The 25212-nt window shown below is 32.9% G+C and carries 26 protein-coding genes and 1 tRNA gene; 10 read left to right on the top strand and 17 right to left on the bottom strand.

From position 1 onward, the window contains the following. From PF022_RS07120 to PF022_RS07095, 6 genes are all read right to left on the bottom strand, one after another. Window positions 1-1363 (bottom strand): beta strand repeat-containing protein (locus PF022_RS07120; RefSeq protein WP_271023337.1); only part of this gene is annotated, 1363 nt, incomplete at its 3' end. A gap of 83 nt (window positions 1364-1446) precedes the next feature. Then, window positions 1447-1908, bottom strand: coding sequence for a hypothetical protein (locus PF022_RS07115; protein WP_271023335.1), 462 nt, complete (start codon window positions 1906-1908; stop codon window positions 1447-1449). Next, complete coding sequence (locus PF022_RS07110; RefSeq protein ID WP_271021808.1) at window positions 1908-2342, bottom strand: hypothetical protein; 435 nt, start codon at window positions 2340-2342, stop codon at window positions 1908-1910. The genes PF022_RS07115 and PF022_RS07110 overlap by 1 nt, the downstream gene beginning before the upstream one ends. Then, window positions 2343-5603: a carbamoyl-phosphate synthase large subunit gene (gene carB, locus PF022_RS07105; protein ID WP_271023333.1), complete on the bottom strand. Its 3261-nt coding sequence runs from the start codon at window positions 5601-5603 to the stop codon at window positions 2343-2345. A 12-nt stretch (window positions 5604-5615) separates the two neighbouring features. Next, window positions 5616-6242, bottom strand: coding sequence for a guanylate kinase (gmk, locus tag PF022_RS07100; RefSeq protein WP_271021806.1), 627 nt, complete (start codon window positions 6240-6242; stop codon window positions 5616-5618). After that, window positions 6239-7951 carry a hypothetical protein gene (locus PF022_RS07095; protein ID WP_271021805.1) on the bottom strand — a complete coding sequence of 571 codons (1713 nt, stop codon included), beginning with the start codon at window positions 7949-7951 and terminating at the stop codon, window positions 6239-6241. Before PF022_RS07095 ends, gmk begins: the two co-directional genes overlap by 4 nt. Window positions 7952-8028: 77 nt before the next feature. Here PF022_RS07095 and PF022_RS07090 point away from each other — a divergent pair, with 77 nt between their 5' ends. Beyond that, window positions 8029-8553, top strand: coding sequence for a phospholipase D-like domain-containing protein (locus tag PF022_RS07090; RefSeq protein ID WP_271021804.1), 525 nt, complete (start codon window positions 8029-8031; stop codon window positions 8551-8553). Here the strand turns inward: PF022_RS07090 and PF022_RS07085 are convergent. Further along, the gene (locus tag PF022_RS07085; protein ID WP_271021803.1) at window positions 8550-9356 is read right to left on the bottom strand and encodes a TatD family hydrolase; all 807 of its coding nucleotides are present in this window, start codon (window positions 9354-9356) and stop codon (window positions 8550-8552) included. The two genes, PF022_RS07090 and PF022_RS07085, sit on opposite strands and share 4 nt — an antisense overlap. 58 nt (window positions 9357-9414) lie before the next feature. Here PF022_RS07085 and ribE point away from each other — a divergent pair, with 58 nt between their 5' ends. The 4 genes from ribE (at window position 9415) to PF022_RS07065 (ending at window position 12435) form a co-directional block, all read left to right on the top strand. Further along, the gene (gene ribE / locus PF022_RS07080) at window positions 9415-10029 is read left to right on the top strand and encodes a riboflavin synthase (protein WP_271021802.1); all 615 of its coding nucleotides are present in this window, start codon (window positions 9415-9417) and stop codon (window positions 10027-10029) included. After that, a complete protein-coding gene (locus PF022_RS07075; RefSeq protein WP_271021801.1) occupies window positions 10029-10310 on the top strand; it encodes an EscU/YscU/HrcU family type III secretion system export apparatus switch protein in 282 nt (93 codons plus the stop codon). The genes ribE and PF022_RS07075 overlap by 1 nt, the downstream gene beginning before the upstream one ends. Before the next feature lie 80 nt (window positions 10311-10390). After that, window positions 10391-11395 (top strand): glycosyltransferase family 2 protein, encoded by a 1005-nt coding sequence (locus tag PF022_RS07070; protein ID WP_271021800.1) that lies wholly within the window; start codon window positions 10391-10393, stop codon window positions 11393-11395. Between the two features lie 56 nt (window positions 11396-11451). Continuing rightward, window positions 11452-12435 carry a TylF/MycF/NovP-related O-methyltransferase gene (locus PF022_RS07065; RefSeq protein ID WP_271023332.1) on the top strand — a complete coding sequence of 328 codons (984 nt, stop codon included), beginning with the start codon at window positions 11452-11454 and terminating at the stop codon, window positions 12433-12435. Here the strand turns inward: PF022_RS07065 and PF022_RS07060 are convergent, their stop codons facing one another. Genes PF022_RS07060 through PF022_RS07040 form a run of 5 tightly spaced genes read right to left on the bottom strand, consistent with a single transcriptional unit; the run spans window position 12436 to window position 16741 of the window. After that, entirely contained in the window at window positions 12436-13419 is a 984-nt protein-coding gene (locus PF022_RS07060; RefSeq protein WP_271023330.1) for a glycosyltransferase family 2 protein, read from the bottom strand. Continuing rightward, the gene (locus tag PF022_RS07055) at window positions 13416-13823 is read right to left on the bottom strand and encodes a sugar 3,4-ketoisomerase (protein ID WP_271021796.1); all 408 of its coding nucleotides are present in this window, start codon (window positions 13821-13823) and stop codon (window positions 13416-13418) included. The genes PF022_RS07060 and PF022_RS07055 overlap by 4 nt, the downstream gene beginning before the upstream one ends. Further along, window positions 13813-14820 (bottom strand): dTDP-glucose 4,6-dehydratase, encoded by a 1008-nt coding sequence (rfbB, locus tag PF022_RS07050; protein WP_271023329.1) that lies wholly within the window; start codon window positions 14818-14820, stop codon window positions 13813-13815. Before rfbB ends, PF022_RS07055 begins: the two co-directional genes overlap by 11 nt. Further along, on the bottom strand, window positions 14817-15695 hold the full coding sequence (rfbA, locus tag PF022_RS07045) for a glucose-1-phosphate thymidylyltransferase RfbA (protein WP_271021794.1): 879 nt from the start codon (window positions 15693-15695) through the stop codon (window positions 14817-14819). Before rfbA ends, rfbB begins: the two co-directional genes overlap by 4 nt. After that, entirely contained in the window at window positions 15692-16741 is a 1050-nt protein-coding gene (locus PF022_RS07040; RefSeq protein WP_271023327.1) for a glycosyltransferase family 8 protein, read from the bottom strand. Before PF022_RS07040 ends, rfbA begins: the two co-directional genes overlap by 4 nt. A 175-nt stretch (window positions 16742-16916) precedes the next feature. On the opposite strand from PF022_RS07040, the gene PF022_RS07035 reads away from it, so the two are divergent. The 4 genes from PF022_RS07035 to PF022_RS07020 all read left to right on the top strand — a co-directional run bounded on the left by PF022_RS07035 (window position 16917) and on the right by PF022_RS07020 (window position 19465). Beyond that, window positions 16917-17243, top strand: a complete 327-nt coding sequence (locus PF022_RS07035) for a F0F1 ATP synthase subunit C (RefSeq protein ID WP_271023326.1) — start codon at window positions 16917-16919, stop codon at window positions 17241-17243. A gap of 33 nt (window positions 17244-17276) precedes the next feature. Further along, window positions 17277-17360, top strand: a tRNA-Leu gene (locus PF022_RS07030). Window positions 17361-17381: 21 nt separating this feature from the next. Next, a complete protein-coding gene (locus tag PF022_RS07025) occupies window positions 17382-18362 on the top strand; it encodes a glycosyltransferase family A protein (RefSeq protein WP_271023325.1) in 981 nt (326 codons plus the stop codon). Next, window positions 18359-19465, top strand: coding sequence for a hypothetical protein (locus PF022_RS07020; RefSeq protein WP_271023323.1), 1107 nt, complete (start codon window positions 18359-18361; stop codon window positions 19463-19465). Before PF022_RS07025 ends, PF022_RS07020 begins: the two co-directional genes overlap by 4 nt. Here the strand turns inward: PF022_RS07020 and PF022_RS07015 are convergent. Genes PF022_RS07015 through flhA form a run of 5 tightly spaced genes read right to left on the bottom strand, consistent with a single transcriptional unit; the run spans window position 19454 to window position 24782 of the window. Further along, window positions 19454-20563 (bottom strand): glycosyltransferase family 4 protein, encoded by a 1110-nt coding sequence (locus PF022_RS07015; protein WP_271021788.1) that lies wholly within the window; start codon window positions 20561-20563, stop codon window positions 19454-19456. The genes PF022_RS07020 and PF022_RS07015 overlap by 12 nt on opposite strands. Further along, window positions 20553-21221 carry a phosphoribosylglycinamide formyltransferase gene (gene purN / locus PF022_RS07010; RefSeq protein WP_271021787.1) on the bottom strand — a complete coding sequence of 223 codons (669 nt, stop codon included), beginning with the start codon at window positions 21219-21221 and terminating at the stop codon, window positions 20553-20555. Before purN ends, PF022_RS07015 begins: the two co-directional genes overlap by 11 nt. After that, window positions 21218-21451, bottom strand: a complete 234-nt coding sequence (locus tag PF022_RS07005; protein ID WP_271021786.1) for a hypothetical protein — start codon at window positions 21449-21451, stop codon at window positions 21218-21220. The genes purN and PF022_RS07005 overlap by 4 nt, the downstream gene beginning before the upstream one ends. Beyond that, window positions 21444-22505: a DHH family phosphoesterase gene (locus PF022_RS07000; protein WP_271021785.1), complete on the bottom strand. Its 1062-nt coding sequence runs from the start codon at window positions 22503-22505 to the stop codon at window positions 21444-21446. Before PF022_RS07000 ends, PF022_RS07005 begins: the two co-directional genes overlap by 8 nt. A 9-nt stretch (window positions 22506-22514) precedes the next feature. Then, window positions 22515-24782 carry a flagellar biosynthesis protein FlhA gene (gene flhA / locus PF022_RS06995; RefSeq protein WP_271021784.1) on the bottom strand — a complete coding sequence of 756 codons (2268 nt, stop codon included), beginning with the start codon at window positions 24780-24782 and terminating at the stop codon, window positions 22515-22517. A 144-nt stretch (window positions 24783-24926) separates the two neighbouring features. Here flhA and rpsO point away from each other — a divergent pair, with 144 nt between their 5' ends. Beyond that, window positions 24927-25202 (top strand): 30S ribosomal protein S15, encoded by a 276-nt coding sequence (gene rpsO / locus PF022_RS06990; RefSeq protein ID WP_271021783.1) that lies wholly within the window; start codon window positions 24927-24929, stop codon window positions 25200-25202. Window positions 25203-25212: the final 10 nt, after the last annotated feature.

The raw sequence follows: 25212 nt of genomic DNA, 5'->3' as shown, positions 1-25212 counted from the left end.
CAACACCAGCAGCAGTATTAGCACCTGAACCAATAGAACCTGTATTTACTAGGGTATTAATTGTGCCATATGAAGAAATGCCACCATTTACTATTGTTGTTATTTTACCAGCATTATTTAATGTGCCAATATATGCATTCGCAGAAGCATCAGCATTTGTAATTTTAGAAATAAACCCAGTTTTTGAGTTAGTAAAGTTAGTAATATTACCGCTATTTTCAAATCCAGTTTTTGTATCTATCTTACCATTGTTAGTAAAGTTTTCAACAACACCTTCATTCAATATCGTAATACCACCTGAATTATTATTTGGCAAGTTTATTTCAGAGAAGCTTCCGTTATTAATCCAGTTTGTTATAGTTCCTTTATTAATTAAATCTACTGAACCGCTATCACTTACTGTTATATTTGACTTGCCAATTACAAAGTTGGTAATATTACCTGTAGTTTCATTAATAATTTCAAAAGCTCCACCCTTAGTTGCAGTAACATTATTATTTAGATTTATACCACCTAGAGTGCCAGAATTAATTACTGAAGCTACAGCAGAAGCAGTAGAATCATTTGCCATAGGACCAGCAACTTTTATTTCGCCATTTAGATTGATTGAACCTTTAATTGTCCCACCATTTTTGATGTCTACATTAGCAAAACCACCATTTACACCTACACCTTTGCTTTCTATATTTATTTTACCTACATTTACATCTTTGCCAATTGTTCCTTCTGCTGTGTTTTCAAATACGAAATCACCACCTAATGCACCACCAGAAACATTAACATCTATTGCACCTATGTTTACACCACCAGTAATCGCACCACCATTTGTAACAGAGATACCAGAACCACTAGCTTTGATGTTTGCATTTACATTCACAGATTCAATGATTAAATTTCCACTGATTGTGCCACTATTAATAATTGCACCAGTAGCTGATGCTGAACCACTAACATTCAGTTTGCCAAATGTCATATTTCCATCTATTGTGCCGTTATTTGATATAGTTGCGCCACCACCAGAAAAAGTAATATTTCCAAAATTGGCACCTTTACCAATTGTAGCATTGTTTGTGATAGTTCCTTGTAAATTAGAAGAACCTTTACCATTAATAATGCCATTTGTTATATCAAAGTTTATAGTAACGTTCTTGTCACCACCGCCACTAAAACCATTAAGGTCTAGGGTTCCACCTGATAATTCTGAATTAATAACAACATTTGCATCGCCTTTAACTTTTGAACCATCAGTATCTATACCAGTATTTGTAGCATTAGCAACAGTTGCTAACACAGACACACACGCTAGTGATAACACTAGACTCTTCTTACTTGCTGTGAATTTTTTATTAGTCTTTTTCTTCACAATCTTCTCCTTCTATAAAAATTAAAAAACTCTAAATTATACTATTGCAAATATTAAAATAAACATAAAGCAAACAATAAAAATTATTTCTCATAATATATAAGCTTTCTCTCCCTATCTTCTTTGCTATCTGTATCGGTAATCTCTGATGATAGATATACTATATAGAAGTTATTTTCATATATGCTATTTACTAGTTTTCCTTCACCTTTTACTATTATTTCTGCTTGTTTTGCTAATAGTTTAGACCCCATATATTTACCAAATGAGGGAACAAATAAAGTAAGAGAAAACACTAGAGATAATACATATAATATATAAAATACACTAGAGATGATAGGCAATGCAAACCCAATACCCAAAATAATCGCTAATGTAAAAAACACATAGAAATTAACTACATTTCCAAAGAATGGATTAAAAAACTCTCTTATCCCATAGAAGTGTATATAGTTGTTATAAATAGCCGCCCAAAACACGCAATATAAGACAAGCGTCAAAAAAATTCCTACTAAAATACTTTGTAATATATCTGCTGCTTTCATTATCTTAGCCTTTTTATGGTTTTATTATTTAGCTTATAGATTTGTGATGGTTTGCCTTCATACAAACCTCTCTCATCTAATATTACTATATCTGCACTATTTATAGCAAAGGTGGTTTCAAAATTTTGCTTATGTGGATTTGCCGAAGTGGAATATAGATAGTCAAAGTTATCTAATAATTTTGAATGTTTAGAATCTTTTATTACCCTTATTGCTTTATTATTCTTGTAGATGAATGTTGATTGGGTCTGTCTTCTTACTTTATTTTTATGTATATTTGGGATTCTAGCTAGTGATTTTAGATTTGATAGTTTGCTTGTTGTAATTATTATCTTTTGATTTATGCTTCTGTTTTTAACTTTATTTAGTAGACTTGGATCTTTGGAAAGGAATCCAGCCGTAGTATCGCTTTGAGCTAACAATATAGGATACATTTATACTTCTAGTAGATAATCTTGCAGTGCTTTTACTTCATTTGGGTTTGTGTGCTTTATCTCATATACTGCATTTACTGCTACAAGTGCTGCTTCAAGAGTGGTGAAATATGGGATATTATTTCTTAGCACTTGAGTTCTTATTATATCAGTATCACCTCGACTAGAAGATTCATCGCTAGTATTTATCGCTAGAGCTATCTCTCGATTTGCTAGCATGTCAGCGATATTTGGTCTTCCCTCGCTTATCTTTAACACTTCTTTACATGGGATATTTAGATCATTTATCGCCTTTGCAGTGCCTTTTGTGGCACATAGGCTAAATCCTATCTCTTGGAGATTCTTAGCTAATTTGCCTACTTGAAACTTGTCTATATTTCGTAAAGAAATAAATACCTCTCCACTTGTAGGAATCTGATTCTTACAAGCTAGTTGGGACTTGGCAAAGCTTATGCTAAAGCTATGGCTAATGCCCATAACCTCTCCTGTAGATCTCATCTCTGGTCCTAGAATCATAACCGCACCTTTTAGCTTATCAAAAGGAAATACAGATTCTTTAACCGATATGTGCTTTAGCTCTTTAGGTTTATAAAGTCCATTTTCGTATATAACCCTACCATATCTGTCATATGCTTTTAGAGCGTCTTTTAGACTACCATTTACCATTACATGTGTAGCTACTTTTGCAAGTGGGATTCCAGTAGCTTTGCTCACAAAAGGAACGGTGCGTGATGCTCTTGGATTAACTTCTATTAGATATAAGGTATCTTCAAAAATCGCATATTGTATATTCATAAGCCCTACTACGCCTAGATTCTTGGCGATTTTCATTGTTGTGCTCTCTATTTCTCTTATTCTTTCTTTACTTATGCTAATGGTAGGTATAGAACAAGCAGAATCCCCACTATGAATCCCTGCTTCTTCTATGTGCTGCATGATTCCTGCAATATATACCTCATCTCCGTCGCATATTGCATCTACATCTAACTCTATTGCATTTTGTAAAAATTTATCCACAAGCACGGGAGAATCCTCACTTAAAGTAACGGCTTCATTTATATATTCATGTAATTCAGATACATTATGCACTATTTTCATCGCCCTACCACCTAGCACATAACTAGGACGCACTAGCACTGGATAGCCTATTTGCTGTGCTATATTTATTGCTTCATCTTTGTTAAATGCAGTTCCATTTTTGGGCTGAAGCAGTCCGTTGTCTTCTACGAATTTTGCAAATTTCGCCCTATCTTCTGCTATGTCGATGATTTTTGCGTTTGTACCTATTATATTCGCACCTATTTTAGTTAGAATCTTAGCTAGTTTAAGCGGTGTCTGTCCGCCAAAATGCACGATTATGCCATCTGGCTTTTCTCTTTCTATTACAGATTGGACATATTCTAGTGTTATTGGTTCAAAATATAGCACATCACTTGTATCATAATCCGTGCTCACGGTTTCTGGGTTGCAATTATACATAATGCTCTTTATCCCCATATCACGCAATGCAAAACTTGCATGCACACAGCAGTAATCAAACTCAATGCCTTGTCCTATGCGATTTGGTCCACCACCTAGAATTAGGACTTTTTTCTTTGAATCTTGCTTTTGTGTGTCTTGTGTATTTGTAAATGGAATTGTAGAGTATAGATATGAAGTCTGTGTCGCAAACTCTGCTGCACAAGTATCTACTTCATTATAGGAGTGGATTATATTATGCTTCTTTCTTAGTTCAAAAATATCTTCTTCTCTAAGCTCTAAAGATTCTTTAGAATTAACTAAAAAGCTAAGCATTCTATCACTAAAGCCTAGTATTTTTGCCCTTCTTAAAAAGCTAGAATCTCCTAAAGATTCGAATGATACCTCTTTTTCAAATTCTATGATTTCTTGTATTTGCTTTAAAAAATATGGGTCTATTTTGCACCACTCATACACTTCTTCTAAGCTTACATTGCGTCTAAAAGCATCAGCGATGTAGAGGATTCTATTTGCATTTGGGATTCTTATATTTCTTTGAATCTCATTTAAATCACTACTTATTTGGTTAAATCCAAAAATCCCTGTCTCAAGACTGTTTAGTGCCTTTTGCAAAGATTCTTTAAAAGTAGTGCCTATTGCCATAACTTCACCAATGCTCTTCATAGAAGTAGTAAGCGTGGAATCTGCTTGTGGGAATTTTTCAAAAGTAAATCGTGGAATCTTAGTAACAATATAATCAATACTAGGTTCAAAACTTGCAGGTGTGCCTGTGATGTCATTTTTTATCTCATCAAGAGAGAAGCCTACTGCAAGCATTGTAGCTACCTTGGCAATAGGATATCCTGTGGCTTTTGAAGCAAGTGCAGAGCTACGCGATACACGCGGATTCATCTCAATAACTGTCATTCTGCCATTTTTTGGGTTTATGGCAAATTGCACATTGCTTCCACCAGTATCTACGCCAATCTCACGCAAGATTTTAAAAGAAGCATCTCGCATTCGTTGATATTCTTTATCAGTTAAAGTAAGCGCTGGGGCAATAGTTATAGAATCTCCGGTATGCACTCCCATTGGATCAAGGTTTTCAATACTACACACGATAATGCAGTTATCATTTTTATCTCTAATAACTTCCATCTCATATTCTTTCCAACCAAGAAGTGATTCTTCAATTAGAATTTCACTAATTGGGCTCACATCAAGTCCATTTTGTGCTATTGCTTTAAACTCATCGATATTATAAGCCACACCACTGCCACCACCTGCAAGTGTGTAACTAGCACGGATAATAAGCGGGAATCCTATCTCTTTGGCTGCCTGTAACGCTTCTTCTATATTATACGCATAGCGTGATTTTGGTAGATCCATGCCAATTTTTATCATCGTTTCTTTAAAAGCTTGTCTATCTTCTCCCTTTTTTATCGCTTCTGGGTTTGCACCTAAGAACTTGATACCTTCTAGCATTCCCTTCTCATACATGCTCATCGCAACATTTAGTGCCGTCTGTCCGCCCATAGTTGGCAGTATCGCATCAACTTTTTCTTCTTTGATAATATTTGCAATAACTTCTTCAGTGATTGGCTCTATGTAGGTTCTATCAGCAAAATCTGGATCTGTCATAATGGTAGCTGGATTTGAATTTATAAGCACAACTTTATAACCTAGATTCTTCAAAGTCTTAGCGGCTTGTGTGCCTGAATAGTCAAACTCACAAGCTTGGCCAATAACTATGGGACCTGAACCTATAAGTAGAATTGTTTGTATATCATTTCTCTTTGGCATATTATCTCTTTATTATAATTTACTCCATGATTTGTTAAATGATTCTAAGTCGTATAAACTGGCCTTATGAAAGGCTGATTTTACGATACATATCAACTCACTTGCAGTAGTGTTAAAATCATCATTAATAAGCAGATAGTCAAAATTTGAAATATTATCTAGCTCACACCTGGCGTTTTTAAGTCGTTTTTTTATGGCTTCACTATCCATATCGCCACGCGATATTAATCTATCTTCTAATATCTTGCTATCTTTTGTTGTTACAAACACCGAAGTTGTATGATTTGGAAAGGATTTTTTAACATTTACCTGTCCTTGCACATCAATATCAAATATAACTAGCTTCCCTTGCTCTAATGCATTTAAAATAGGAGCTTTTGAAGTGCCATAATAATTCCCATGAACCTCTGCCCATTCTAAAAAATTTCCTAGCTCTATATCTTTTTGAAATTGTTCTTTTGTAACAAAATTATAATGAATCCCACACACTTCTCCATCTCGCATATCTCTTGTAGTAGATGAAATAGAAAAATAATGGTTTGGAAAAGATTCTTTTAAAGCAGTATAGAGGGAGCTTTTACCGGCACCACTTGGACCTGATAGAATTAAAATTACTCCCTTTTGTTTAGAATCTATCATAGATCATCTTTTTTTGGGAATTGTATGCTAATGTTAATAGTAGCACCATTTAGCAATTCCTTTAAGCTCTGTGTTTGCAATGCTTGTAATGCACCTATTAGTCCATCTAGTGAAGTAGCAGAAATATTTGTAGGAAGATTTACACTTTCATTTGGTGCATCTTTAGGGACTATTGGTGCGGTATTTGGCTCTTTTGTTATAGGCTCTCCTAATGCCTCGCTTAAACCCTCTAAGCTTAAAGCTGAAAATTCATTATCATTAGCCTCTAGCTTTGATTCTTGTGATTCTTTTACTTGTGGCAACTCATTACTAGCGTCATTTATCATATCTTCTTGCATTGTGTCTTCTTGTGAGAATTCTTCGTTATCTTGTGGAATCTCTAAGAGTTCATCTTGTATATCCTCTGTGATTGCACTTTCATCTGCATTATCTTGTTCTTTACTATCTCCTAGAATGTCTCCTGGTTCATCTTCTTTAGATAGTTCATCTAGAGATTCAAGCTTCATATCATCAGCTATATTATCACTTGTATCTGTGCTTACCTCATCTATTAGGCTATCTAGGTTTTCATTTTCTGTTAGAGATTCTTCTGTGTTTGCACTTTCGCTAGATAGATTAACATCATCAAGTGCGGAATCCTCCGTGCTATCCATGCTAGAATCTGCATTACCTAAATCACTAATACTATCTCCTAATCCCTCAACACTATCCATGCTATCAATATTTAAATCCATAATATCTGTAAGGCTAGAATCTGCAGTATCCACGCTAGGTTGCTCTTGTGGTAGCTCATCATCAAAGTTTAGATTATCTAGTGCATCAGCCAAACTAGCAGTATCTAAAGTATCATCTGTGCTATTATTCTCATCTTTCTTCTCATCAAGCTCTGATAAAAGATCACTTGTATCTATCTCTTCATTGCTAGAATCTTTACTCTCATCATCAGCTGAAAATTCATCAAACTGCTCTTTATCAAAGTCTGACACATCACTCACACTTTCACTTGTATCTACATTTTCTTCAAAGTCAAATGATTCATTAGCTCCTTCCATTGGATTTTCGAGTGTGCTACTAGAATCTACATCTAATGAAACATTATCAAGCCCAATATCACTATCACTAGGCATATCTAAAGACTCATTATTAGCAGAATCTTCACTAGCTACAACTACACTATCACTATCATCATTTAGTAGGGTTTTAATTTCATTTACATCATCTTCATCTAATACACCTGAAGTATTATTCTCATTCATATTTGAATCCTCATCATCTAATCCTAAATCATCTAATCCAGACAAATCAATATCACCATCTAACCCAAAATCATCTAAAGAATCGTCGTTAAACTGCGATATATCATCTGACATATCAGATTCTGCGTGTGTATTCTCTGCGGCAATTCCAGTTAGTTTGCTTAATAGCTTAAGTAGGTCTGTTGGCAAAAATGGCTTTTGGACATATTCATCAAAGCCTTCTATCCTGTCTGTTGATTTGGAGAAAAATAAAATTAACTTAGAATCTGCGTTATTAGCCTTGTAGGAGCTAAAGAGTGTTTCATCATAACATTCATCATCTAATAATAAAATATCGCTAGTGTTTGTTATGTCTAGTTCCTGTGATTCTTCTACATCTAGTCCTATTTTACCAGCACTTAATGTTACAAGCTTTGTAATAATCGGATTTTTATTAACTAAATACAACTTCATAAGAAACACTCCATGACCTAGTTTAGACCAAAATCTGCTACAATTCTAGCACTTTATATCTTAAAAGAAGGAATTTTATGATAAAAAAATATCTTGTTTGTTTTATTGCTATTTTATCTTTTGTTTATGCTGATGAAATATATTTCATGCCACAAGAAAGCAAACAAGCAATAAAGGCACTAACACAAACAATAAAAGAATCATCAAAAAGCATAGATGTAGCCATATATAGCTTCACAAATAGGGAAATATCAAAAGCACTAAGAGACACTGCTAAAAAAGGTACAAAAATAAGAATAATCTATGATAAAAAGGCAAATAAAAACCCAGATAAATCAACAATAGGCTATCTAGCGAAGCTAAAAAATGTAGAAGTATGCACACTGGATGGAGAATTATCAAAAAATAAAAAATATACAGGGCTAATGCACCTAAAAATGGCTATTATCGATAGCAAAAAGATAATCTTAGGCTCTGCAAACTGGTCTAAAAGTGCATTTGAGACAAATTACGAAAATTTAATAATAATGCAAAATAAAGAATTCATAACAAAGGCACAAAATGCCTTTGAACTCATGTTTAAAAAATGTGAAAAATACTAAGACGCTTTAAAAAGATTCCCAAAAAGAGTTTCTGTGTTTTGGTTTATTTTAGAAACTAGAATCTCTTTGTCTATATTTAAAATTTCACTCATTTTATCAAGCACTAATGGTATATAGCTAGGCTCATTTCTCTCACCTCTATAAGGATGAGGAGTAAGATATGGCGAATCTGTCTCTAAAAGGAGAGATTCTAAAGGTATTTTTGGTAAGACTTCAACTAGCTTTCTTGCATTTTTAAATGTCAAAACTCCGCCAATACCATAATAAAACCCATCTTTTGCTAAAGATAGAAGTTGAAAATCTGCATTAAAGCAATGCAAAATACCACCTACAAGCTCTTTAGAGTATTTTTGTAATATTTCTAAAGAATCATTTGAAGCATCTCTTATATGGACTATTAATGGCTTTTTATGCTTTATTGCTAGTTTTATTTGAGATTCAAAGACTTCTTTTTGAAGTTCTTTTAGCTTTTCTGCACTTTGTATTTGTGTCCTATTTAACGCTTCTTCTATATTGTAATAATCCAACCCACACTCACCTATTGCGACACATTTTTTATCCTCAATGAAAGATTCTATGAATCTTTCATCATATAAATGAGGATAGTTTGGGTGAAGTCCAGTGGCAAAAAATACACAATCATGCCTATGAGATATTTCTTGTGCTCTTTTTGTGTCATCTGGGTGTGCTGCTGGGATTATAAATCTAGTAATTCCATTTTCTTTTGCTCTATTTATCACTAAATCTAAATCATCAAAATATCGTTCATCATCTAAATGACAATGTGTATCGCAAAGCTTCATAATAATTCCTTTATGTTAAAATAAAATTCTAATACAACATGCCTTAAAGGATTGATAGATGTTTACAGGCTTGGTTAGAGAAATTGCACAAGTAAAAAGCCTACAAGACAATAAACTGACAATAATTGCAAAACACAAAGGAAAACTAGGTGATAGCATAGCTGTAAATGGTGCATGTCTAACAATTATAGAAATATTAGAAAATGGGTTTTCCTTAGAATTAAGCGAAGAGAGCATAAAAAATATAGCAATAAAATCATACAAGAATCTAGTCCATATAGAACCAGCACTAAAGACAAATGACAGACTTGATGGACATTTCGTGCAAGGGCATATAGATGGTATAGGAGAAATCACAAAAATAATAAAACACAAAATAGGCACAGACTTTTATATAAAAACAACACAAGAAATACTAAGTCTATGTATCCCAAAGGGAAGCATATGTATAAATGGTATTAGCCTAACTATAAATGAAGTATTACAAAATGGAATTAGACTAACAATAATCCCACACACATTGCAAAATACTTTACTCCACACATACAAAGTAGGTGATGAAGTAAATATAGAAACAGATATGTTTGCAAGAATGATAAAACATTTTTTAGATAGAAAGCCAAATAGTCCGCTCACTTGGGAAGCAGTAGATAGAATCTTAGGAGCGTATTAGTGCAAAATAAACACATACAAAAAGCCGTCGCTCTAGCATATGAACAAAATAAACAAAGAGCACCAAAAGTTCTAGCAAAGGGGGAAGGACTATTAGCAGATAGAATAATAGAAAAAGCAAAAGAATTTGACATACCATTGTTTCAAAGCAAAGCATTAGTGGATTCATTAATGGATTTAGAAATAGATAAAGAAATCCCACCAGAACTATACAAAGCAGTAGTAGAAGTTTTCATATGGTTATACAACACAGAAAATAAAGCTCAAGCAAGTAAAAATTAATAATATTTTAAAATATATTTAATAAATGCTTAAGTATAGTTTCAATTTTATTTTACAAATAGGGGGGGGGGGGCAAGATAGTGAAGCCTTCATTAAGCATACTCATACCAAACTACAATGGCGAACAAACAATCACAAGAACTCTAGATTCAATCCTAAATCAAAAAACAAACTATCCATACAAGATAATAATAAGCGATGATGCCTCAACAGATAATAGTATAAAAGTAATAGAAAAATACAGAAAAAAGCACAAAGACAAAATAAAGCTAATAAAACAAAAGAAGAATCTAAAAGTATGTAAAAATGCAATAGCACTATACAAGCAAATAGATAGCGAGTATTTTTGTACACTTGATAGTGATGACTACTGGCTTAGAGATGATAAGATAGAAAAAGCACTAAATTTCTTAGAATCTAACAAAAACTACACGAGCTATCAAGGCAAAACTCTAGTTAAAAAGCCAAATGAAGATTATATATACATTGATTATCCAATTGATCATTCTTGTATGTTTCTCTCGCTACTAACAGCTGATGAGAGAGATAAAGTAATACAAAACAAAACACTCACACAACAAGACTTAGAATTAATAAAATCTCCAATGTCACATCCTACTATGGGACATACTAGTAGTTCTATATTTAGAAATTGTCTAAATAATTATATGCACATTTTTGATAATGCACTAGAAGATGATATATATGGTGGGGATAGCTTTAGGAATTTTGTACATTTAATACATGGCTTTTCATATCATTCTACTGATGTAGATTCTGTATATAATATGCATGGAAATGGTGTGTTTAGTAGTATTAATGAAGATTTATTGCATTATAGATTGGCACATTTGTGGTATCAATTTTGGGAATTTAGTAATAGACAATTCATACTTCCCCTAGCAACTTCATTTCGACACTATTTAACAATACAAGACAGACTAAAAACAATAGCATATAAAGCAGTGGATAATCCACATTATAGAATTCCAATAATGCAAAAAGTCTATGCTGAACACTATAACAAACTAAAAGGATTTTACTCTACTAGCGAAATATTTAAAGATATTATAAAGATAGCTTAAAGTTATGACAAAAAGGGTATAATTAGGGCTTTTTAGTTTTAAACAAAGGACAAATTATGAAACTTGTAGTATGTGGCATTGGTTCTGCTTATAAATATGCTATGGAACTAATAGATGATAGTTGTGAAATTATAGCCTTTATAAACTCTTATGAGCTAACAAGGGGGGGGGGGGGGCAATTTAATAATAAACCCTTAATAAATATCTCAAAATTAAAAGATATAGAATTTGATTATATTTTAATAGCAAGTGGAAACTTTGAATCTGTAAAAGAAGAACTACTAAGAGCAGGTATTAATGAATCTATAATATGCGGTTATATATTTGAAAGAGAAAATAATCCAAAAATACAAGAAGCACTAAAATTACCAAATGAATTTGTAAAAAGGTATCTCAACTTAGATCTAACGCAAAAAATAATGCCAAAATGGAAAGCAAAAAACTTCCAAGCCGTAACAATGTGGCATGAAAACACACAAGAAGGATTTGACTTTATAAGAATCCAAACACTATATCTACTCTCACAACAAATACTGAGCAAAAATGTAAATGGTGCGATCGCTGAATGTGGTGTATTTAAAGGAGAGTTCGCAAGGATTATAAATAGATTATTCAAAGATAGACAATTTTATTTGTTTGATACATTTGAGGGCTTTAGTCCAAGTGATATAAAATGCGAGTTTGGATCTACTGATTTCTTTAATAAAGGATTCAAAAATACAAACGCTAATGCAGTATTAGAATCTATGCCACATAAAGAAAACTGCATAATAAAACAAGGTTACTTTCCAGGGACATTTGACCTAGATGATGAGAAATTTGCATTTGTTAGCTTAGATATGGATTTATATAAGCCAATGAAAGACGCATTAGAAATATTCTACCCTAGATTAAGTCAAGGTGGATACATAATGGCACACGACTATCATAACAAGGTATTTAGTGGCACTAAAGAAGCCATAGATGAATTCTCCAAAGAACACAATGTAACTATAATTCCTATTGCGGATCTATTTGGCTCTGTGATTATCGCAAAATAGTTATTGTTTGATAAAAAAATTAACAAGATTCAAAAGATGTGCAAATGTAAATTTATATCTTTTATAAAGTAAAGTTGCACCTTCTTTTGTATTATAAAAATTCATAATCTTATGATAACCCCAAGTCTTCCTTATATCATGAGGCGAACATAATGCCATGCAACCCCAAAAAAACTCCAAGGTATCTTTAAATGGCTTTATCCCTGTAAATTCTATCTCATTTGCAAATGTCCTAGATAAAAGCTCTAAATCATCATATGCAATATAAGAATCCAAAAAATAATGCGTCTCTAAATATTCTCTCATTCCAGTCTTAGCACTTGGAGCACTAGCACCAGATACAGCACTTGGTAACCTATAATACACAACTCTTTCTTCTAACACATCAATTTCACCAAACTTAAGTAAATCTATGTGCATTTTATAATCTTGGTAGTTACACAATGATAGTGGCAATGGATAAATTCTCTCAAAATATTCTCTCTTAACACACATTCCGGGTGATACAAAGAGATTTGACACTAAAAATGTATGTCGCAAGAACTCTTCTGTGCTTCTTTTTTGCATATTTAAATATCCATTCATATGACTATGAACTACATTGTTATTAATATCTATTGGGATAAGCTTGGTATAAATTGTAACTGCTTTGCTATTATTGTGGGCATTTATCATTGTCTCAATGGCATTTGGAGCTAGAATATCATCACTAGCACAAAACATTAAGTATTCTCCAGTGCTTTTTTCAAACGCACTATTAAGTGCAGCATTCATTCCTAAGTTATGCTTATGTTTGATTAGCTTTATTCTCTTATCTTTATAGCTTTCTATTATTTGTATGTTTGAATCAGAAGAGCAGTCATCAACAATAATTAGCTCAAAATCTTCACAAGTTTGATTTAATACAGAATCTAAGAAATACTTCACATAGTTTTGATGATTGAAACTAGGTGCTAGTAATGATAATTTTGGTGATTTTTTCATTTTATCCCCTTAAATTTTAAAAACTCATCATAATCTCTAATATACTCATTCTCATCATAATACTCACTAGCTAAAACCATTAGCACACAATTAGAGCTAAAATTCCTCATCTCTCTCCATATTCCAATGCCAATATATAGCCCAACACTAGGAGTATCTAGCTTTATAACTTCCCTACTCTTTCCACTATCGAGCACAAACTCGCACTCACCACTTAACACAACTGCTACTTGTTCCAATCTTGTATGTGCATGAAATCCTCTCTCTTTATCGCTAGTATTGTATATATAATACACTCTCTTTATACAAAATGGTATGTTTTTATTTTCTTCCAAACTCACAAGATTTCCACGCAAATCACCCATAACGCTAAAATTTAATAATTTATAATTTCTAAAATCCATATTGCTTTGCATACCATTGTATAGTTTTCATAATCCCACTCTCAAAGGATTCTTGCGGTATAAAACCTAGCTTGTTTTGTATCTTAGAGGCATTTATTGCATATCTTCTATCATGCCCTGCTCTATCTTTTACAAATCTTATTTGCTTTGTATAGGATTCTTCTTTTGGGTATAGCTTATCTAGTGCCTTACAGATATACTCTGCGATATTTATATTTTGAATCTCACAATTCCCACCAACATTAAAACTCTCTCCAAAATAATCACTATGAAACACCAAGTCAATAGCCCTTGCATGATCATCTACATATAACCAATCCCTTATATTTTTCCCATCTCCATATATTGGTATGTCTTTGTTTAATAATGCGTTTCTTATTATTGTTGGGATTAGCTTTTCATCATGTTGCTTTATCCCATAATTATTGGAACAATTAGTTATAAATCCACATAAACCATAAGTATGAAAATAAGACCTAACAAGCATATCGCTAGATGCCTTAGAAGCTGAATAAGGAGAGTTTGGTGCATAGGAGGTAGATTCAGTAAATGGCTCATCATTAATCTCTAGTGAGCCATATACCTCATCTGTGCTAATGTGAAAAAATACATGTCTTGCAGAATCCTTACACACAAATGGCTCAACAAACCAAGCATTATAAGCATTATGCAATAGATTAAAAGTGCCATTTACATTAGTATTTATAAATACACTTGGATTTTTAATAGAATTATCAACATGAGATTCAGCAGCAAAGTGTATGACAGAATCTATTTTATGCTCCAAAAACACTTCTCTAACAAAGTCAAAATCACAAATATCGCCCTTTATAAAAGTGTAATTTTCTTCGCTTTCAACTTCTCTTAGATTCTCCAAACTCCCAGCATATGTCAAAGAATCTAAGTTAAAAATATGATAATTTCTATACTTTTTAGCAAAGTAATTTATAAAATTACTCCCTATAAACCCCGCTCCACCAGTGATTAAAATATTCATCGAAAGCCTTCTGATACTTTTTTTAGATACTCACCATACCCACTCTTTGCCAAAAATTCCGCTCTTTTAAGCAGAGTTTCCTTGTCTATCCAGCCATTATTGTATGCTATTTCCTCCAAACACGCTACTTTATAACCCTGTCTTACTTCTATTGTCTGCACAAAACTTCCAGCCTCAAGCAGACTATCATGTGTCCCAGTATCAAGCCATGCAAACCCACGCCTTAGAATCTGTGTCTTTAGCCTTTTATTGCTTAGATATACAGAATTTACATCAGTGATTTCTAGCTCACCTCTAGTGCTTGGCTTTATGCTCTTTGCAATATCAATGGCTGAATTATCATAAAAATAAAGTCCAGTAGCCGCAAAGTTACTCTTTGGCTCTTGTGGCTTTTCTTCTATGCTTAGTATGTTCTCACTCTCATCAAACTCCACTACTCCGAATCTATGCGGATCATTTACCCTATATGAAAATATAGTTGCGTAGTTATTTTTTGCATTTTCTTTTGCTTCTTTTAGCATTGGAGATAAACCCTGCCCATAGAAAATATTATCCCCTAAAATTAATGCCATATCATCGTTTTTGACAAATTCTTCTGCTAAGATAAGCCCTTGTGCTAGTCCATCTGGAGAGCTTTGAATCTTGTATTCTATATTCATACCAAGCCAATCCCCACTGCCAAAAAGCTCTCTAAATCTATCTATATCACTTGGAGTTGAGATTATTAGCACATCTCTAATGTGTGCTAACATAAGTACGGAAAATGGATAATAAATCATAGGCTTATCATATATTGGTAGGAGTTGCTTTGATATGGTGAGTGTTGTAGGATATAGCCGTGTGCCACTACCACCTGCTAAAATTATGCCTTTCATAATTCTCCTTTTAATTTTTTAATTAGCGTTCTTATTGGGTGGCGTGTAGAGTTTATTTTGTATTCTAGTTTTTTCATTTTTAGATATATATCTCGTGCTAGAATGTCTAACTTTTCTTGCTCTCTATTTTCATAAATGTCTAAAAGCTCATCTCTAAAGGCTTCACATCTTAGTGCTATACTCCACCACTGCCTAATATATGGAGTAGCTACCAAATGACCATAATTGTAAAATGGTTCTACAAATGAATCCCAAGGCTTCAAATGTCCTATAAAATGAACAATTCTAATATCTTTTAGTGCCTCATTATAAACACTTTCTTCTTCATTTATGTTAGCATTGTTCTTACCTCTAAATACTAGCTTATTAGAAGGAAGTAGCAAATAATAATTAAACTTTGGAGATAAGATCTTCGTCTTATCCTTTATAACTACATTTAGTGCATCTTGATCTGGAAACATAGATTCATAATTACTTAGAAACTCTATACATGTTTCTTCTACTTTATGCTCTCGCCATTGCTTCAAATTCACAAGTAATAAACCAGAGTTAAAATAAATGTTTGTATCTAAAGTGACATAAGATAGCTTTTGTCTTTTAAGAGCTAGTGGTCTTTTATTCTGTGGTCTATAAAAGTCTAGCACAACACCAGCTATTGCCTCGCCTAAATCTACTTCAAACAAACAACTAATATCGCCAACTACAAGCATATCAACATCTAAATATAAACATCTATCGATATCTGTTGGCATAACTTGTGCTAACTTCAGTCTATAATAAGCTAGATAGTTTTGATTCTCTCCCCATAAAGGTGAGCCTTGAAAGTCCTTATCACCCATATGATGTAACTTTATGCTAATTTTGCAATATTTACTAAGGCTATTAGTTAGAAGCTCCATTTTATCGCTTATTTCTTTTGAAATTTCATTTGTAAGAATGTGTATCATATATCCATTATCATGTGGGCTATTTTTAGCTATGCTAGAGATTAAAACAGCAGCATATTTCATATATGATTCATCAGAATTAAGAACAATGTGATACATAAAACACTCCAAAACAATCTAAATACAATTGAAAATTGTAATAAATTTATCTTTAATAGTAAATTTAGCACATTTTATTGAATCTTTATGCAAGTTTTATAATAATCACACTTCCAAAGCGATAAGTAGGGGAATGAATCCGAACAGGCTTTGAATCTTAAACAAAGGACAAATAATGAAAAAGTTACTTTTCGTATTTATGGCATTAGCAGGTTTTGCATTTGCTGCTGAAGGTGGAAGCAATGGAGAAATGCTACTTGCATATTCTGCAATTGCTGCTGGTATTGGATTAGGTATTGCTGCATTAGGTGGTGCTATTGGTATGGGTAATACTTCTGCTGCTACTATTTCTGGTATGGCTAGAAATCCAGGCGTTGGCGGTAAGCTAATGACAACTATGTTTATTGCTTTAGCAATGATTGAAGCACAAGTTATCTATACACTTGTTGTAGCTTTAATCCTACTTTATGCAAATCCTTTCTTAGCAGTGCTAGGACTTTAATAATATTTAGATTCTGCTTTTGCAGAATCTATTGCGCTGGTGGTGGAATGGTAGACACACCATCTTGAGGGGGTGGCGGGGCGACCCGTGCGAGTTCAAGTCTCGCTCAGCGCACCACAAACTAACATGGAGTATATGTTGATACAATTTATAATAATCATCCCAATATACAACTCACAAAATACTCTAAAAAACACGCTAGACTCACTAAAGAATCAAACATATAAAAATTACAAAGCTATTTTAATAGATGATGGGAGCACAGATAATAGCTATGATATAGCACAAGAATATACGCAATATAACAGGATAATCTTGCATAAACATAAAAATAGTGGAGTAAGTATAGCTAGGAACAAAGCACTAAAAATAGCACAAGAAGAATACGAAAAAACAAAGGCTAAAGATATATATGTATGCTTCCTAGATTCTGATGATTTATTAGAAAATTTCGCACTAGAACATTATAAAAACATAATAGAAGAAAATAAAAATATACAATGCATTTTAAGCAATAGCGTATATTATGCAAATTATGACTACACAAATAAAGAACTGCAAGAAAATTACTTCTTTAACAAAGAGATAATAAACACAAATCTAATATCGCCACAGCAAATAGCGTTTCATTTAAGAAATGAATGGCACTCTCCTTGCATGTATTGCTATGATGCAGACTTTTTATTCTCTACCAATATAAACTTCATAGAAACAAACATACTACATGAGGACAACCTATATCACACAAGCATAATGTTAAAAACAGAAAAGCTATACATAAACAACATAGCAGTATATACAATAGTAAAGTCAAAAGATTCCCTAACTAGATCAAATATAACCCTGCAAAAAGCACAACTAGAAGTAAAATCATTCTACACAATAATACAAGAATATGAAAAACTATTAATAAATCAAGAATCAAAATTTTGGAAAAAATTCCTAAAAAGAAAAATAAGATACCATGCAAGACGATTATTTAAATATATCCTATATACTGGGTATTTTGATATATACACAAAAAAAGAAATTCTAAAATACAGAAAATACTTTTCATTTGGTAAAATAGTGAAATTATATCTGCTAGATAAATTTCCAAATATAAAAGAAAGGCTATGAGAATCCTATGTATCACAGACAAGCAAATAAATGAACACGAAACAGCTCTAAAGGGGATCTTTGAACACCATATTTTAGAATATTGTGAGTGCTATATGGTGTATTTTACAAAAGATTCAAAAGTTGCAATAAGCGTTGATAACAAGCTTATATTTCCATATTCTACAAAGCATAGAAATTTCGTAAAAACACTCCTTAGACTTAATTACAATCTAAATGACTTTGATTTTATAATTGTTAGAAACTTTTATTCAATAGCAAAGCAGATTCTACCATTTAGTCAAAAAATAGTGTTTTGGGAGACTTTCCCACATGACTATCGTAGAATCTATGAAGCAAAAAGAGATAAAAAAGCTATTCTTAGAAAAAGCATAGAGTATAAAATAAAATACTATCTGCATACAAAAATCCTAGAAAAATGCCTAGCATACATGGGCAGCACTCCTCATTTTAAAGACATGTTTTATAGCCATCTTACAATTCCAACTTCCTACATACCAAATGGCATTGACTTTAGTTTGTGCAATTTAGAATTAATAAAGAAAAATATAAGCCAAATAAATACCCCACTCAAACTACTCTACATAGGCTCAATAGATAAAAATAGACAAATGTTAGAGATAATAGACGCTATAAATGAAGTAAATAGTGATTTTGTATTAGATATTTTTAGCTCTAGTGAAAATTCTGAAATGGATAAAATAAAAGAAATAACCAAGCAAAATAATAAAATAAGACTAAGGAATTCTGTTCCATTTAATGAGATATTTAATATAATCCCAAACTATGATATAGGCTTAGGCATAATCCCAAACACACCGCTATATAGCGTAGCCTCTCCAATAAAGGTAATGGAATATGCAAGTAATGGTGTAATCCCTCTAATAAATGATTTGCCAGAATATATAAGATTATTTGATGAAAATAGTGCATTTTTTACAAAATTTGACAAAACACATATAACAAGCACAATAGAATCGATAATCAAAACAGACAAAAATAAACTAATAGAAAAAAAACAAAACTTACTAAAACTAGCACAAGCAAAGCTAGATTACAAAAATATAGCAAAAGATATTTACAACTTTTTGCTAACACTCTAAAAGTCTTTTGTATATCCCTTCTATTTTATTCCCCATTGAAGAAAGAGAGAAATTATCCACCATAAACTCTCTATTTATTTTTATATCTACCCTTTTTTTTAGCACATCTATTAGAGCTTTTATAAAAGATTCTAATGTCGCATCATTTGTAAGGATAAAGTTATTATCACAATACAAATCCTTCAAGCTCCCAATATCAGCGGCAATGCAAATCTTTTCCATAAATAGTGCTTGCATTAGTGCTTGAGATACTCCCTCTCCACTATCTGAAGTAAGAACAAAAATATCAATAGCCTCTAAAAACTCTGCTGGATTATCAATAAATCCAATTCTTCCAACATAACTTTCAGCAGATTCTATTTTCTCTCCATTTTCATTTATATAGCCACATACAAGCTTATCTAAGTATTCTTTGCCAACTCCTCCACCACCGATAGCAAAATATACATTTGGATAACTTTTATGAATCTCTCTTGCAAGAGAGACAAAGTTATCAAACCTCTTAAATCGTCTCAAAATCCCTAAAAAACCGACAACTATTTTTTCTTGCGGTATATTGTATTTTTTTCTTGATTTTTGCTTATCATATCGCATAGGTGCGAATCTTTCCTCATCTATGCCTGTTGGCACAGATAGGATTTTATCACTTTTAATTCTGTTATCTTTAATCATTGCTTCTTTTACACTCTCACCAGTTGTCATTATAAAATCAGCAAGTTCGTTTATGAAGTTTAGCCTAGAGCTATTTATCTTATTTGATAGATGTCTTGTGCGTATGAATTTTGCATTACTTATAAGAGAGGCTAGACCACCTACCCAAGTATCTATCCCACTATGAGTATTGATGATTTGAAAATTATTTTCTTGTGTTATTTTTTTAAGCTGCAAAATACTTCTTAAATCAAACTTCCCAGAAAATGGCACAACATAAGTATCAAAGCCAAGTTCTCTAGCCTTTTGCAATATCATACAAGAATCCCTAGTAGCAAGTGCTACATAATGTCCTCTTTTTCTCATTTCTTGCATTTCAGCTATGATTCTCATCTCTTGACCACCATAGCCATCACTCCACTCTGTGTGCAGTATCCTATATGCCATATATATCCCTATATACAGCCTCTAATAGTGCAAATGGATATAAAAAATGCTCCAAAGCGTGAATCCTCTCTTCATAAATTTCTAAAGATTCATACTTTGGTATCACCCCTTGAGCTATTATCTCTCCACTATCAAGCTCACTAGTTACATAATGCACACTAACACCCCCTAGCACCATAGGGGAGTTAAAGCTATCTTCTATACCATTTGCACCTTTATATAATGGGAGCAATGAAGGGTGGATATTTATAGCTTTAAAATTATTTGTAAAGTTAGGAGTGAGAATCCTCATAAACCCAGCTAAAACACAAAGCTCAATATCATGCTCTTTTAGGATATTTACAAGCTCCATATCAAAGCTCTCCCTATCCTTGCCCTTGCTTTCACACACTATTGTTTTAATCCCTTGATTTTGTGCTCTAACCACACCATAGGCATTTTTTTTATTGCTTAGTGCTAGAGCTACATTTATACTAAATTTATTTCCATCTTCATTATCTCTAGCTTCTCTAAACCCCCTCTTAAGCCCAGAGATAAAAAATGATTCATGTATTGGAATCTCATTTGTAGGGATAAATGTTTTATTATGTAATTGCCTTATTAATCGCTCTAAGTTACTGCCATTACCGCTAAAGAGTATTGCTATATTTTTTTTCACTTAAATAATTCTCCGTGCTTTGTCTTTAGATTCTCTATATTTGCCAAAATTTCCTTTACACCATACTCTACACTTTCATCATCTAATTCTTCGACATACAAATCTAGTGCTTTTTCTATTTTGTCTTCATCTACTCCTGCTAAGAGTAGTGCTACACATAGCATATCACTAAGCTGTATTGAGAGTTCTTCTACTTCTTCTTCTAGTTCTTTTATTCTATCTTTACTCATATTTGTCTCCTTTGAAAATTTCTTCTATCATAACCTTTATATCATCATATAAAAAACTCTCCTTAAAACCCTCTATCTTACCACCACTAGCATTAAAATGTCCTCCACCTCCAAAGTATTTAGAAGCTATGGCACTTACATCGCATTTATTATTTGCTCTCAAGCTCACATTTCCTCTAGTATTAACATCAATAAAAAAGTCAAAATCACAATTCGTTTTTAAAAACAAATTAGCCACAACAGAAATACTTCCTAGCCCATAACTCAAAAACCCTCTATATCCATCACAATACACAAGAGAAGATTCTGCTCTTTTGCTTAATAGCTTATTTTGAAAATTTGATATTAAATTATCAATACTATCACTATTTAACTCACCACCTAAATATCTCTTTTTAATCCCCAAAATACTATTATCAAGCTCTATATAATTATTATTTAGTCCAAGAATCTTTGAAGATTCTTTTAATAAATGAAGCTTATAGCCCCTATCATCATCATCAAACATAAATCTACTAAACTCTCTACATTCAGCAATTATACGCATAGCCACCTTGCCAAACTCAAAGGCATAGCTATTCTCACACCACAAATCAACACTATTTATCATATCCACCATAGGAGATAGCCAACTTTTAGTCAAATCTAACACTTCATACCTGGCACTTAGCGTATCATAGACTATTTTTGTAGCACATCTTGTAGTATCTAGCACATACCATTCATATTTTGCTGCACACTCTGCACCACTTTTGTGATGATCTAGTAGTTCGAAACTAACGCTATATCCATTTAAATTTAGCTCAAAAATCTCATCTTTTAAACTCTGACATTCACTTAGAGTTAGATTTAAATCACTAATTATTATATGTGCCTTATTTTCTTTGTTTTGTTTTATATTCTTTATTATATGTTCGATTCTTGCCATTACTTCTTTGCCATAATTAGCATTATAAAAAAACATCTTAGTTGCAATATTTTTATAAATCTCACTACTTACAAGCTGACAACCATACCCGTCTAAATCAATGTGCGAAAGGTGGTGAATGTGCATTATCTACCTTTAAACTATAAAATCTACCATTCCTAAAATCTCATATTTGCTTTGATGATCTATCTCTGCAACTGATAGCGCAACTACTTTTCTAGAGATTCCATACTGATCTACAAAAGTAGCTAGTGGTTTTCTTAATATCATAGGCACAGCACCTATTATCATAGGTGAAGCACCAACTGATACACTCTTATTATATGAAGCCACAATAGCATCAAATAGGCTTTGAGATTCAGTAGGACTTAGGCGCAATCTTTGACCAATTTTACTCTGGTCTGGTAATCTCTCTAATAAAAACTGCTCCAAAGCTGGTGAAAGCACAAAATACTTTAACGCACCATCATCACTTTTGAAGTTATAAGTAATAACTCTCTTTAAAGAAGCCCTAACATACTCCACCAAAGATGGCAAATCAGCCTTATAAGCAGGAGCTCCATTTGCTATTGCTTCTGAAATGCTTAGCATATCTCTAATAGGAATCTGCTCATGCAACAACTCTTTTAATACATGTTGAATGATACCTACGCCGACGCCTTTCATTTCTTCTGCTAATATAGGATAATCTTCTCCTAGTTTTGATACTAGATTTGATACTTCTTGTCTTGTTAATAGCTCCTCTGCATATTGTTTGATTACCTCTTGAATATGCGTCGAAATCACCGTTGCACAATCAATAGTAGTATATCCTTCTATAATTGCATCTTCTTTTTTATCTGGGTCTATCCAATATGCGTCCATACCAAATACAGGCTCTTTTGTAGGAATCCCATCTGGTGGCTCACCAACAAAGCCACCCGGTATTGCTAAGAATTTATCAGGCATTATTTTGCCTTTTCCAATTTCTACATCTTTTAAGAATATTTGATACTCATCTGGTTCTAAATTCAAATTATCCCTCAAATGTACCATAGGGACTAAAACACCAAGTTCTGTTGCAACTGCTTTACGAATCTGCCTTATTTTATTTACAAGCTCTCCACCTTGTGCTGGATCTGCAAATTTAATTAGCTGATAACCAAGCGATACTCTAAGAATAGTAACTTTTAATGCCTTATCAAGCTCTGCTTCCTCTCTCTTTCGCCTTGCTTCTTCACTCTCTTGTGGCTGTGGTGGTTGGGAGGCGACTTGTTGTGCTTGTTGTGTGGCTTTTTCTTGTCTTTGCTTTGCTGCATTTAGTGCTGCTTGTGGGTCTAATTCTTCATCTTGTTTTGGTTTTTTTAGTTTTTGGAACATGGATTCTACAAACTTCCATACCTCGCCATCTTTTTGCTTGTTTAAAAGCAAGGATAATGATAGAAATAACAATCCAACAAACCCAAGCGATAAAGTAGGAAGTCCCGGCACTAACGCAAACATAAGCAGAACACAACCAACAATTAACAAAGTCTTAGATTCATTAACTAGCTGGTCTATAATTCCTGCAGCGAAGTTTTCTCCCTCTTTACTAAATCGTGTAACAATAATACCCGTAGCAGTAGATACAATAAGTGCAGGAAGTTGAGATACAAGCCCATCACCAATAGTAAGGATAGTAAAAGTAGAAGCAGAATCTGCAACAGACATATCTTTTTGAAATACGCCAATTAAAAATCCGCCGATTATATTAATAAGCGTAATTATAATACCAGCTACTGCATCACCTTTTACAAACTTATTAGCACCATCCATAGAACCATAAAAATCCGCTTCAGCTGCTAGTTCATCCCTTCTTGCCTTTGCTTCTTCTTGTCCTATAAGTCCGGTATTTAAGTCCGCATCAATAGCCATTTGCTTCCCGGGCATAGCATCTAGTGTGAATCTTGCCTTTACTTCAGATACACGCGTAGAACCATTAGTAACAACCATGAAATTAATAATTACCAAAATAATAAATAAAATAACACCTATTACATAATTTCCACCGACAACAAACTGCCCAAATGCAGTAATAATATCACTAACAGCCTCTGGTCCCATGTGTCCATTACTCAAAATCATTCTTGTAGTAGCGATATTTAAAGAAAGCCTAAATAGCGTAACAATCAAAAGTAATGTCGGAAATGCTGAAAAATCGGTAGGCTTTTTTACATAAAGTGCAATTAAGATAATAAGTGCGGAGAGTGCAATTGATATAGCCAAGAAAAAGTCTAATAATGCACTAGGTAGAGGCACGATAATGATTGCTAAAATAGCAACGATAAAAAAGACAACCGTTAAATCTTTTGAACCAGTTAGAAATCCAAAAAATGGAGCTATCTTTCCTAATAATGAACTCTTCGCACCGCTACTTTTAGCCAACTTATCTCCTAAAGACAAAAATAATCTGATATTCTAATCTACTTTAGCCCATAAAATCAATAAATCCACTAAGTTTTAGCAATTTTTTACAATTTTATGCTAGAATCTCGCCTTTATTTTAAATTACCAATCAGGAGGTCTAAAATGGCTCAAGATTCGGCGAAAAAGAAAGAAATTACTTCTGCTTTTGCTAGAAATCCAAAGGATACAGGTTCGACAGAAGTGCAAGTAGCACTACTAAGCGATAGGATAAAAACTCTAACAGATCACTTAAAAATCAACAAAAAAGATCACTCAAGTCGTTTAGGATTAAGAAAAATGGTTTCTCACAGAAAGAGACTTCTTAGCTATCTTAAAAAGAGTGATTTTAAAAGATATGCAACACTAATTGATAAATTAGGACTAAAAGATAGAGGATAATCTCTATCTT

Source organism: Helicobacter sp. WB40, from assembly GCF_027859275.1.
In the GTDB taxonomy this organism is placed as follows: domain Bacteria; phylum Campylobacterota; class Campylobacteria; order Campylobacterales; family Helicobacteraceae; genus Helicobacter_D; species Helicobacter_D ibis.
This window is presented reverse-complemented; position numbering and strand designations above follow the sequence as displayed.

Coding starts and splice junctions, on each gene's coding strand:
- PF022_RS07055 (WP_271021796.1), bottom strand. CDS start 13,823: ATGGATTTTAGAAATTATAAATTATTAAATTTTAGCGTTATGGGTGAT.
- PF022_RS07115 (WP_271023335.1), bottom strand. CDS start 1,908: ATGAAAGCAGCAGATATATTACAAAGTATTTTAGTAGGAATTTTTTTG.
- PF022_RS07060 (WP_271023330.1), bottom strand. CDS start 13,419: ATGAAAAAATCACCAAAATTATCATTACTAGCACCTAGTTTCAATCAT.
- PF022_RS07095 (WP_271021805.1), bottom strand. CDS start 7,951: ATGAAGTTGTATTTAGTTAATAAAAATCCGATTATTACAAAGCTTGTA.
- gmk (WP_271021806.1), bottom strand. CDS start 6,242: ATGATAGATTCTAAACAAAAGGGAGTAATTTTAATTCTATCAGGTCCA.
- PF022_RS07065 (WP_271023332.1), top strand. CDS start 11,452: ATGAAACTTGTAGTATGTGGCATTGGTTCTGCTTATAAATATGCTATG.
- rfbB (WP_271023329.1), bottom strand. CDS start 14,820: ATGAATATTTTAATCACTGGTGGAGCGGGGTTTATAGGGAGTAATTTT.
- PF022_RS07000 (WP_271021785.1), bottom strand. CDS start 22,505: ATGCACATTCACCACCTTTCGCACATTGATTTAGACGGGTATGGTTGT.
- PF022_RS07090 (WP_271021804.1), top strand. CDS start 8,029: ATGATAAAAAAATATCTTGTTTGTTTTATTGCTATTTTATCTTTTGTT.
- PF022_RS07110 (WP_271021808.1), bottom strand. CDS start 2,342: ATGTATCCTATATTGTTAGCTCAAAGCGATACTACGGCTGGATTCCTT.
- rfbA (WP_271021794.1), bottom strand. CDS start 15,695: ATGAAAGGCATAATTTTAGCAGGTGGTAGTGGCACACGGCTATATCCT.
- PF022_RS07085 (WP_271021803.1), bottom strand. CDS start 9,356: ATGAAGCTTTGCGATACACATTGTCATTTAGATGATGAACGATATTTT.
- PF022_RS07040 (WP_271023327.1), bottom strand. CDS start 16,741: ATGTATCACATTGTTCTTAATTCTGATGAATCATATATGAAATATGCT.
- PF022_RS07005 (WP_271021786.1), bottom strand. CDS start 21,451: ATGAGTAAAGATAGAATAAAAGAACTAGAAGAAGAAGTAGAAGAACTC.
- PF022_RS07035 (WP_271023326.1), top strand. CDS start 16,917: ATGAAAAAGTTACTTTTCGTATTTATGGCATTAGCAGGTTTTGCATTT.
- carB (WP_271023333.1), bottom strand. CDS start 5,603: ATGCCAAAGAGAAATGATATACAAACAATTCTACTTATAGGTTCAGGT.
- ribE (WP_271021802.1), top strand. CDS start 9,415: ATGTTTACAGGCTTGGTTAGAGAAATTGCACAAGTAAAAAGCCTACAA.
- PF022_RS07020 (WP_271023323.1), top strand. CDS start 18,359: ATGAGAATCCTATGTATCACAGACAAGCAAATAAATGAACACGAAACA.
- PF022_RS07015 (WP_271021788.1), bottom strand. CDS start 20,563: ATGGCATATAGGATACTGCACACAGAGTGGAGTGATGGCTATGGTGGT.
- rpsO (WP_271021783.1), top strand. CDS start 24,927: ATGGCTCAAGATTCGGCGAAAAAGAAAGAAATTACTTCTGCTTTTGCT.